Origin of the sequence: Shewanella sp. 10N.286.52.B9 (genome assembly GCF_002873635.1) — a bacterium.
Lineage (GTDB): Bacteria > Pseudomonadota > Gammaproteobacteria > Enterobacterales > Shewanellaceae > Shewanella.
The window spans coordinates 1-10,207 of record NZ_MCTY01000222.1; the positions used below are offsets into that span (position 1 = coordinate 1).

Sequence of the window (10,207 nt, forward strand, 5' to 3'; positions counted from 1 at the left end):
CTTACCTGGCTTACCTGGCTAGCAGCATAGAGCTTCCATTAATTTAAAATAGTTCGCTGCTGACTGAAGACTCGTAAATCCACAAGAAAATGAATAATTAGCTTCTCGTAATTAGCTTCTCGTAATTAGCTTAGATTTACTCGCAAACTACCCAGTTGTAATTGTTAATCATCTGAACCCAAGTCAGTTAAACTGCTTTGAAAGTTGTTTACGAAGCTTTCTGTAATAGCTAAATTGTCATTTGCATTGCTGTAATCAGTTTTGACTGTAGCCATTTAGTTGTGTCATTTTTTGGTGACATAAGTTGGTTTACTAGCCATGAAAGGTTAACTGTTTAAGTTAGTTGGCAGCGTTAAAGGGTTCTGCGTCTTTGTTTATAAAGCCACTAAACGTGTGCTTAAAACCAGTTATCTTTTTCAAGTAGCACATGTTAAACGAGTCCACCTAAGTCTTTATCACCAAGTGTCCCGGCTTGTTAGGCTCAGAATCTAGTGGACAACGAAAGTGATTTACCTGTTATTTAAACCCTAGTTGCTAATTTTAAGATTTATTTTGATTCATTCTAGATTTTATTAAGCAGTGAAATAACACTTCTTTTTATTAGCTGCTAAAAAAGGTATTCAAGTCAACTATATCAATTGCAGCCTGGTTTGGCATTGGTGTTTGCTCCAATGCAGAATATAGTTTTGTTTAAGGGATTTTTTTAAAGAAGGGTTTTGTGGGGTGCTAATAGGTAAGTTAGCTATTCATGCGCTGTAGGTATTAGAAATATAATCGCTTGAGAGCTATTTAAAAGCTTCCAGTCAGCTTATTACGATTAATATAGGGTTTAGTGTACTTTGTTAATATAAGTCCGTTTAAATGTGCGCAGAGGCTAGGGTTATCATTTTCCGGGTAATTAGCACTTTATAGTTTTTTGGGGGGGAATTGCGGCTAATGCAGAGGGATTGATTATCACAACTTTTTGGTTAAACATTAAGTCTTGGTTGTTTGAGGGCAACAGTAAACTTAAACTCATAGTTGACTTCCTATACTTTAATTACGCAAGCCAAATAAAAAAGCACCGACCAATTATGGTCAGTGCTTTACATGGTGATTAGCTTACGGATGAAGCTTAAATTTCGTATGGTCGCTACTTAATCTTGGATTAGTTGTATTTATAACCTTCGGATTGAGTTTGCTCAGAGTAATCTAATTTTTCATGGCTTTGGCCCATGGCTTCAGCAACTTCTGGAGGCATGTAATTTTCATCATGCTTTGCAAGTACTTCAGTTGCTTGTAATACGCCAGGCTCTGTTAATACACCTTGTGCAACAATACCTTGTCCTTCACGGAATAGATCAGGCAACAAGTCATCAAATGTTACGATGATTTCGCCACCAAGAATATCATGAATGGCAAATTCAACATGTAAACTATCAGGATCACGTACCATTGAGCCTAAGGTCACCATACCACCTACACGTATACGTTGACCAACTTCAGGCTTGTCACCTGTATCTGGTTTACCGTTTACAATTTCATACGGAGTATAGAATAAGTTTAAGTTTGAATTTAGCGCATATATTAGTAATGATGCGATACCGGCAACACCTGCAATTAATGCGACTGCCAGTGTTAATCTCTTTTTGCGTCTTGAATTCACTATCTGCTACTCCTAGTTTCTTTAAGGCGGTCTTCTCGTTCCATCTTTTTAGATATTTCGAGTAAGACGGATCTTTTTTGACGAAGGCTCAAGAATAGTAACGTCCCTAAGCTTCCGAAGGTAACACCGTATGACAACCATACATAGAATGCATAACCGCCCATATTTAAAAATTCAGAAAATGATTCGAACTGTATCATTTCGATGCCTCCGCTTTTGCTAATTCTCTAACCCAAGGACGCATTCCATTTCTAGCTAAAATCTCAGCTTTGTAGCGTAGCAAAGTGATTGCACCAATCATTAATCCAAAACCGACGATATTGATAAGTAACGGTGCTAACATTTCCATTGGCATTGATGACTTTTCAGTGATTTTAATTGTCGCAGGTTGATGTAAGCTGCTCCACCAATCAACTGAGTATTTAATAATTGGAATATTAATTACACCAACTATTGCTAAAATGCCCGCTGCACGAGCTGCAAGTACTTTATCTTCAAATGAAGCGTAAAGAGATATTACACCTAGGTATAAGAATAATAGCACCAGTTCTGATGTTAAGCGTGCATCCCATACCCACCATGTGCCCCACATAGGTTTGCCCCATGCAGCACCAGTTAATAAGGCGATAAAAGTGATTACAGCGCCTATTGGTGCAATTGAGGCAGCAACCCAATCGGCTGCTTTAATCTGCCATACAAGCCCGACAAATGAAGCGGATGCCATAGCCATATACGCGGCCATAGACATTGAGGCTGCTGGTACATGGATATAAATAATTCTGAAACTTTCGCCTTGTTGGTAATCCATTGGGGCAAAGAGCATTCCCCAGATGGTTCCGACACTTATAAATAAGATGGCCGAAAATGCAAACCAAGGTAAAAGGGTTGATGCTAGTTTGTATGCACGCTCAGGATCAGCGTATGAATGTAGCCATTTCCACATTTAGTTTGTACTCACTCTTAATGAAGCACCAATTGCAAATGGTGCCATAACTAATGAACCGACCAACATTGCACCAATAATAGCAAGTTGACCTGTGTAGGGTAAATTCATTCCAGCCGCATCAATCGCACTGGTAGCGAAGATGAGAACAGGTATATATAGCGGTAAAATTAGCAAGCTTAGTAGTACACCGCCTTTGCGTAATCCAACAGTTAATGCAACACCAATAGCGCCAAGAAGGGACAACACAGGTGTTCCTACTGCTAGTGTCGAGATTAGCGCGCCATAGCTATTGCTATCTAAATGCAGCAGTACTGCAAGTAAAGGTGCCACTAATATTAATGGTACACCGGTTAAAATCCAGTGTGCCAATACCTTTGACAATACCAATATTGATAATGGCTGTGGGCTGAGCAACATTTGCTCTAAGCTGCCATCACTAAAATCGGCTTTAAATAAACGCTCTAATGACAGCATCGATGCTAGTAGGGCTGCGACCCAAATAATGCCTGGTGCCACACGTGATAATACTTGTGGTTCAGGTCCAATGCCTAGCGGAAACAATGTCACTACCAGTACAAAGAATAATAACGGGTTAAAAATATCACCACGATGTCGAATGGCGATTTTTAGATCCCGATGCAACAATGTCATAAATGCTTGGGTGTAACTTATGCCTCTTTTCATTGTTGTACCTTATACGAAACGATAGTCTAGTTTTACCTTACGAAGCACATCATCAGTAATGATGCCCATATCTTGGTGAGTTGTCATAATCACGCAACCCCCATTTTTAGTGTGCTGAATAAATAATTGCTCTAGTTCTTCAACACCTTTTTTATCAATGGCGGTAAATGGCTCATCTAAAATCCAAATACGACTGTTGGTATGCCACAGTCTTGCTAATGCGGTGCGACGATGCTGACCTGCAGATAAATGTCCTGCTAGGGCTTCTTCAAAACCGCCTAAGTTAACTTTGGCTAATATATCGTAACTATCAAAGTCATCATAACCACTTAACCTTAAATTGAAGTTAAGATTTTCTTTTGCTGTTAACTCACTTTTAACACCTGCTAAGTGACCTAGGTAAAGTAAATCTTCATTAAATTCATCACGGCATTGTGTGATATCGGTATCGATATATTCGACTTCACCAGCGTATGGCCTTGAAAGTCCGGCTATTATGCGTAGTAAACTGGTTTTTCCGGCACCGTTTGGGCCTTCAATTTGGACAATATCTCCAGCGTTAATTTCAAAACTCAATTCGTCAAACAGAATGCGATCTTCGCGAATGCAGGTTAACTCATTCGCTCTTATTAAGGTCGGCCGTTGAATGTTTTCTGTCACTTAGCCCTCATTATCACTGTTAAAGATGAATATAATTTTATATTAACATAAACACAATTAGCGGTTTAGCATTCAGCTCATCTATGTGCTAGGTATTTGAAGTGGTTCCAATAAAATACATCTTATGTGAACTTTTTCATGATTCTCTAATATATTACTTTATCTTAGCTTATTGTCTTCATTTGGACGCTAAGGTGAGATTCTTGTCACAAAAAGGTGAGTTTTATTGAAGTTTGTAGTAATCTGATGACGATTTATAAGTCTGCCTTCATTAAAAGGTGGCGTTGAGCTGTTAATTTATTTGCATTTAGGAACGATGAACATGAAAAAATTATTAGCAATGACTGCAGTTGCCGCGTTGACTTTGTCTTCAAACGTTTTTGCCCAAGATGGCGAAGCGGTTTATAACAAAGCGTGTACAGTATGTCACAGCATGGGAGTTGCTGGTGCACCAAAGACTCACGACGCTGCAGCTTGGGAACCACGTTTAGCTAAAGGTCTTGATGCATTAGTTGCAACAGTCAAAACAGGTTTAAATGCAATGCCACCAGGTGGAATGTGTACTGATTGTACTGATGAAGATTACAAAAACGCTATTGAGTTTATGTCTAAGTAATTTTAGGTTGCTCAATAAAAAAAACCGGCTTAAGAGCCGGTTTTTTTATGTCTATTTATTGATAGTGGATTATTGAACCACTGTATCAAGTAATAGTTTAGCTTCTTTACCCACAGCAACAGATGCAACGATACCTTTTAAATCACCAGGTTGCGCCTTCACACTGCCATGTTTTGATAGCACTGCGATAATTTCTACATTTGTAGCACTGCTTAGTTTTACATCGCCACCCATTGAAGTAGTGTCATCAAGTGTCACCGTTACAGGTAAACTGTTGGCACTTATTTTGGTCGCAGCTAAAGGTACCTTAGGGCCTTGAGTTGAACGGGCGAAGATAAATACCATATCTGAAGAGCTAACTTGATCGGCTAACTCTGGAGCAATTGATATCGCGACATCTACAGTTTTAATACCTGCTTCGGCTGTAGCTGCTGCCATTGGGTTATGAGTACTATCGTTTGGCATCACTCCCGTTTCAGCTTGAATACGCATTTGGGCAGATTCAATAGCATTCATAAGTGCAGTGCGATCCACATCTTTACGATCGCTATCTAAAATAGATTGCCACGCTGTGATTGCGCTTTGATAGTCAGCAGTGAAAAACGCATCCATACCGACAAGCAACAATGTAGAAGGGTCGTTTGGATCTAAAGCTAAAGATTGATCAACAAGCGCTTGAATCTGAGGATTCATTTGCTGACCATTTTTGTAATACAGTGCCGTCGCTTTAGGGCCTAATAATTCAGAAGCTGTGCCAACTAATTCCATCACTTTATCAAAAGAGGCAACAGCATGATCAAACTGGTTTGCTGAAATATAAGCATGACCTAAGCTAAACCAAGCTTGGCTGTTTTCTGGCTCAGCTTGAACTTGCTGCTCCATCATTTGTACACGTTGAGCCATAATCTGCTCATTGCTCATACCTTGATGTGGCGAAGCTTCAGCTTGTGGCGGGGTAGCTAACTCCTGGTATGCACCAAGGGTTGAGTAAAAGTAACCTGAAACAGCCAAGACACCAACGGTCATAATTGATGGCCATAAGATCCCTTTTGCTTTTAATTTCGTATCTAAAGAATCGTCACCAGCAATCTTCATATCTTGCAGAAGGCCAATTTCTAGTTCTTTTTTAAGCGCGTCAAACTCTGTTTGATCAAGCAAGCCTTCTTCAAGTTCTTTAGCTAAAATGCCTGCGCGCTCGTTGAAGAGTTCAAGGTTAGTTTGCTTACGTACGCCTGATTCTTCAGCAGATAGCATTTTTTGCTGACGAAAATGAGGGATCCAAATCAGCATTAAGCTGATGAGTACGACAAGCGCAATAAATATCCAAAATGTGGTCATTGTTTCAATATTCACTTTTAGGTTGCTGAAAAAATAAAGCGGAACTGCCGCCTAACTTGAGTGCTAGATTATACGTAAAGATGATTCATTGAACAGTAATATACGATTTTACTTAGTCAGAATCCTTATAGTTGGGCACTGGTTCACAAATAAATAACCACCTTTGAAATCAAACGAAACTTAAATGAACTTTTTTAGTCATAGGCTTAGCTGTTATAACTGTGTGTTTTTAATCTCTATTTTTTTGAGAATGAGACTAGTGACCCAGTTTTGCATGAAATAGGCAGACATAAACAACAGCAAATACTAAAATATAACAAAATTCGTATTAGCTAATGTTAATGTAGCTGATATATAGCATTATGTTAGTTATGCGTTGGTTTGATTAGGTTCGGACCAACTTTTATCACACTGAGGAATACCCATGATCCCAGAACTTGGACACTTCTCGCTCATTATAGGTGTGGCATTTGCCATGCTATTAATGACCGTGCCGTTAATTGGTGCAGCCCGTAAGGACCAGTATCTCGTAAGATATGCTTGGCCGATTTGTTACGGTATGTTCTTTTTCATCGCTCTTTCAGTTATCAGCCTAGGCTATAGTTTTGCCGTTGATGACTTCTCTGTGGCTTATGTCGCACATCATTCAAACTCACAATTGCCAATCTTCTTTAAGATTGCAGCAGTGTGGGGTGGCCATGAAGGGTCACTTCTATTCTGGGTATTCTCTATATCTGTCTGGGCTGCATCAGTTGCATTGTTCAGTAAAGGTATGGAAGAAGTCTTTATCGCACGTGTTCTTGCGGTATTAGCAATGATCATTGTTGGCTTCTCTTTATTCATGCTAATCACTTCAAGCCCATTTGAGCGTATTTTCCCAATACCGATGGAAGGTCGAGATTTAAACCCAATGTTGCAAGATGTGGGCTTAATCTTCCATCCACCAATGTTGTACTTGGGGTATGTTGGTTTCTCAGTTAGCTTTGCATTTGCTATTGCTGCGCTTATGAGTGGTCGTCTAGATTCTGCTTGGGCTCGTTGGTCACGTCCTTGGACACTGGCAGCTTGGGTATTCCTAACAGGCGGTATCTCGTTAGGCTCTTGGTGGGCATACTACGAACTTGGCTGGGGCGGATGGTGGTTCTGGGATCCAGTTGAAAACGCATCGTTCATGCCTTGGTTAATCGGTACAGCGTTAGTGCATTCACTTATTGTGACTGAAAAACGTGGCGCATTCCGTAACTGGACCGTATTACTGTCAATATTCGCTTTCTCATTAAGCTTGCTAGGTACCTTTATTGTTCGTTCAGGTGTTTTAACATCAGTGCATTCATTTGCAGCCGATCCTAGCCGTGGTATGTTTATTCTGCTCTTGCTTGGCCTCGCAGTTGGTGGCTCCTTGACCTTGTTTGCGTTAAGAGCAAGTCAAATGAGCAGTCCTGCAAGGTTTGAACTCAAATCTAAAGAGACCTTCTTACTTGTATGTAATGTGTTATTAACTGTTGCAGCAGGTACTGTACTACTTGGTACGCTATATCCATTGCTAATTGATGCATTAGGTATGGGCAAAATCTCTGTAGGACCTCCATATTTCAACGCTGTATTTGTACCAATTGTACTTGTACTGTTTGGCTTCATGGGAATTGGCCCAATCATTCGCTGGAAAAAATCTAAAGCGGGTGAGATTAAACGCCAACTTATGATCCCTGCGATTGTGGCTGCAATTGTTGGTTTGGCAACACCATTTATCGCTGGTAACGAAATGAACCTTTGGGTTGCATTCGGTATTGCTGCTGCGACATGGGTAGCACTAGCAACCTTCAGAGCGGCATATAACCTAGTAACTGACAAAGAAGGTAAGTTCACCCTTAACAAGATAGGCCGTAGTGAAATGGGGATGATTATTGCCCATTTAGGTATTGCCGTATCAATTGTTGGTGCCACTATGGTGTCTAACTACTCGATTGAGAAAAGTGTTCGTATGGGCCCTGGTCTCAGTGAAGAGTTAGCGGGTTATACCTTCAACTATATTGAAACCAAAAACGTGGTTGGTCCTAACTACACCGCGCAACAAGGTCAGATTGAAGTTTATTACGATGACGAATTTGTTACATTGTTAAGACCTGATCGTCGTCAATACAATGTACGTACGATGGATATGACTGAAGCAGGTATTGATTGGGGCTTGTTCCGTGATCTATATGTGACTATGGGTGATCCATTGAGCATGACTCAATTTGCTGTACGTCTTAACTATAAACCGTTTGTTCGTTGGATTTGGTTTGGTTCAATCTTTATGATGGTCGGCGGTTTCTTAGCTGCATCAGACAAGCGTTACCGCGTTAAAGAAGCTAAAACTGCTAAAGAAGAAGCAGAACAAGCAAAATTAGCCACTGCTTAATATATCGGAGAAAGTATGAAAAAGTTGGTGCTGTTTATACCATTGGTATTGTTTTTGGGGATGGGAGTTTTTCTTTATCAGGGGTTATTCTTAAATCCACAAAAGCTGGATTCAGCACTAGAAGGAAAGCCGGTACCGGCTTTCCAACTTGAACGCCTTGAAACGCCGGGTGAAATGTTAACGCAAGCTGATTTAAAGGGTGAAGTGTCGATGATCAATGTTTGGGCTACATGGTGCCCGGCATGTAAATACGAACATCCTTTTTTAATGATGCTTGCGCGTAAAAATATTTTACCTATTTATGGTGTTAATTATCGAGATGAGCGTGCGCCAGCAATACGTGAGTTAAGTCGTGAAGGCGATCCCTACACGCTTAACATTTTTGATAAAGATGGACGTTTAGGTTTAGACCTTGGGGTATATGGAGCACCAGAAAGTTTCATTGTTGACCATAACGGTATAATCCGTTTCCGCTACGCGGGGCCAGTTGATAGTAATGTCTGGAGTGAAACACTCTACCCAATGATCCAACAGTTACAAGCTGAAGCTAAACAAGACGGAGTTTAATAATGAAAACATTGAAAATACTTGTTGGCTTGATGACAAGTTTAGTTTTAGCTTTTAATGTGATGGCAACGCCAGTAGATACTTATGAATTTAAATCTACCGATAACCAAAAGCGTGCGTTGAACTTAGCGCACTCTTTACGTTGCCCACAGTGTCAAAATCAGAACTTGATCGATTCTAATTCGCCAGTAGCCCAAGACCTCCGTCTTGAAGTCTACACCATGGTTGACGAAGGAAAGAGTGATGATCAAATAGTAGATTTTATGACAAGTCGTTACGGTGACTTTGTACTATATAAGCCAAGATTAGATCCTAAGACCTACATTCTATGGATTGGCCCATTTGTACTAATGCTTATTGCACTTTACATTGCATTGGTTGTTGTTCGTAAACAACGTGGTAAAGCAGCAAATGTGGAGCAAGAGTTAACTGACACAGATCGTGACGAGTTAGCCGCTTTATTAGCAAGCAAGCAACAGCGAGATGAAAAATGAACAAGATGATCAAATTGATCATGCTTGGTGCATTAGCGGTAAGTTTTACCGCTAATGCATATCCTGGAATGGAAAAACAGCAACAGCATGTTAGTCAATCAACACTTGATAAGATAAATGTATTAGCGCAGCCGTTTCCTATTGCACACATTGGTTTTAATGATGCCGAAGGCAATGAAGTTGATTTCGAAGCCCATAAAGGCAAAGTTGTTATCATTAATATGTGGGCGACCTGGTGTCCTCCGTGTGTAAGAGAGCTACCTGCATTAAATCGATTAGAGAAAACACTGAGTAAAGACGAATATGTGTTGATGCCAATCTCTATTGATGCAGAAGGCAAGAAGCAAGTTAGCCCTTTCCTTGATTCTATTGGTCTAGGTGCTTTTACTTCTTATTACGACCCAAGACAGAATTTACGAGAAGTATTTCCACTAGACACCATACCAGCGACCTTTATTCTAAATAAAGAAGGTGAATTGGTTGCTTATGTGCGTACTTATGTCGATTGGGATGATGAAAACGCTGTTGAGTTTTTACGACAGTTTCAATAAATTGCAATTAAAGTCTAACGATAGTGATATAAGGTTGCTTACTTAATAGACTAATCACACCTGAATTGATTAAAAAAGATCGTATTTGATGAAAAGATCATCATGCGATCTTTTTTTTGCTTTTTTATCACTAAAAGCCCTTGCGCTAAATCTTAACTTGCCTATAATGCGCATCCACTGACACGGCGACAGGCCAATAGCCTCAAGGTGTTAGCGTTAATTAAGCTGCTTTTAAAGCTTCATAATTAACCGGTTGAAAAGCATTTTAAATTAACGTTAAAAATGACTTGACGCCAACAACGGGA

Annotated in this window: 11 protein-coding genes; 5 read left to right on the forward strand and 6 right to left on the reverse strand. The window is 40.0% G+C overall.

Annotated elements, in window-relative coordinates; genetic code table 11:
* Positions 1–1,147 precede the first annotated feature (1,147 nt).
* The 5 genes from ccmE to ccmA are packed head-to-tail and all read right to left on the reverse strand — an operon-like array spanning position 1,148 to position 3,935.
* Complete coding sequence (gene ccmE / locus BCU91_RS18855; protein WP_102440378.1) at positions 1,148–1,645, reverse strand: cytochrome c maturation protein CcmE; 498 nt, start codon at positions 1,643–1,645, stop codon at positions 1,148–1,150.
* Positions 1,645–1,842: a heme exporter protein CcmD gene (ccmD, locus tag BCU91_RS18860; RefSeq protein ID WP_102440380.1), complete on the reverse strand. Its 198-nt coding sequence runs from the start codon at positions 1,840–1,842 to the stop codon at positions 1,645–1,647. The genes ccmE and ccmD overlap by 1 nt, the downstream gene beginning before the upstream one ends.
* Positions 1,842–2,588 carry a heme ABC transporter permease gene (locus BCU91_RS18865; RefSeq protein ID WP_102520616.1) on the reverse strand — a complete coding sequence of 249 codons (747 nt, stop codon included), beginning with the start codon at positions 2,586–2,588 and terminating at the stop codon, positions 1,842–1,844. Before BCU91_RS18865 ends, ccmD begins: the two co-directional genes overlap by 1 nt.
* Entirely contained in the window at positions 2,589–3,275 is a 687-nt protein-coding gene (gene ccmB, locus BCU91_RS18870) for a heme exporter protein CcmB (protein WP_076543209.1), read from the reverse strand.
* Between the two features lie 9 nt (positions 3,276–3,284).
* Complete coding sequence (gene ccmA, locus BCU91_RS18875; protein WP_102477113.1) at positions 3,285–3,935, reverse strand: cytochrome c biogenesis heme-transporting ATPase CcmA; 651 nt, start codon at positions 3,933–3,935, stop codon at positions 3,285–3,287.
* Positions 3,936–4,257: 322 nt separating this feature from the next.
* Here ccmA and BCU91_RS18880 point away from each other — a divergent pair, with 322 nt between their 5' ends.
* Positions 4,258–4,551, forward strand: a complete 294-nt coding sequence (locus BCU91_RS18880; protein WP_076543207.1) for a c-type cytochrome — start codon at positions 4,258–4,260, stop codon at positions 4,549–4,551.
* Between the two features lie 69 nt (positions 4,552–4,620).
* On the opposite strand, the gene ccmI is transcribed toward BCU91_RS18880, so the two are convergent.
* Entirely contained in the window at positions 4,621–5,889 is a 1,269-nt protein-coding gene (ccmI, locus tag BCU91_RS18885; RefSeq protein WP_102532149.1) for a c-type cytochrome biogenesis protein CcmI, read from the reverse strand.
* A gap of 424 nt (positions 5,890–6,313) precedes the next feature.
* Here ccmI and BCU91_RS18890 point away from each other — a divergent pair, with 424 nt between their 5' ends.
* Genes BCU91_RS18890 through BCU91_RS18905 form a run of 4 tightly spaced genes read left to right on the forward strand, consistent with a single transcriptional unit; the run spans position 6,314 to position 9,902 of the window.
* Positions 6,314–8,290, forward strand: a complete 1,977-nt coding sequence (locus BCU91_RS18890; protein ID WP_076543206.1) for a heme lyase CcmF/NrfE family subunit — start codon at positions 6,314–6,316, stop codon at positions 8,288–8,290.
* Positions 8,291–8,305: 15 nt separating this feature from the next.
* Positions 8,306–8,857: a DsbE family thiol:disulfide interchange protein gene (locus BCU91_RS18895; RefSeq protein ID WP_102440374.1), complete on the forward strand. Its 552-nt coding sequence runs from the start codon at positions 8,306–8,308 to the stop codon at positions 8,855–8,857.
* 2 nt (positions 8,858–8,859) lie between these two features.
* Positions 8,860–9,351, forward strand: a complete 492-nt coding sequence (gene nrfF, locus BCU91_RS18900) for a heme lyase NrfEFG subunit NrfF (RefSeq protein WP_102440373.1) — start codon at positions 8,860–8,862, stop codon at positions 9,349–9,351.
* On the forward strand, positions 9,348–9,902 hold the full coding sequence (locus tag BCU91_RS18905; protein WP_102440372.1) for a TlpA disulfide reductase family protein: 555 nt from the start codon (positions 9,348–9,350) through the stop codon (positions 9,900–9,902). The genes nrfF and BCU91_RS18905 overlap by 4 nt, the downstream gene beginning before the upstream one ends.
* Positions 9,903–10,207 lie beyond the last annotated feature (305 nt).

Excerpts from the sequence above, each read along its gene's own strand:
- BCU91_RS18890 (WP_076543206.1), top strand. The coding sequence starts at position 6,314 with ATGATCCCAGAACTTGGACACTTCTCGCTCATTATAGGTGTGGCATTT.
- BCU91_RS18865 (WP_102520616.1), bottom strand. The coding sequence starts at position 2,588 with ATGTGGAAATGGCTACATTCATACGCTGATCCTGAGCGTGCATACAAA.
- BCU91_RS18880 (WP_076543207.1), top strand. The coding sequence starts at position 4,258 with ATGAAAAAATTATTAGCAATGACTGCAGTTGCCGCGTTGACTTTGTCT.
- BCU91_RS18895 (WP_102440374.1), top strand. The coding sequence starts at position 8,306 with ATGAAAAAGTTGGTGCTGTTTATACCATTGGTATTGTTTTTGGGGATG.
- BCU91_RS18905 (WP_102440372.1), top strand. The coding sequence starts at position 9,348 with ATGAACAAGATGATCAAATTGATCATGCTTGGTGCATTAGCGGTAAGT.
- nrfF (WP_102440373.1), top strand. The coding sequence starts at position 8,860 with ATGAAAACATTGAAAATACTTGTTGGCTTGATGACAAGTTTAGTTTTA.
- ccmI (WP_102532149.1), bottom strand. The coding sequence starts at position 5,889 with ATGACCACATTTTGGATATTTATTGCGCTTGTCGTACTCATCAGCTTA.
- ccmB (WP_076543209.1), bottom strand. The coding sequence starts at position 3,275 with ATGAAAAGAGGCATAAGTTACACCCAAGCATTTATGACATTGTTGCAT.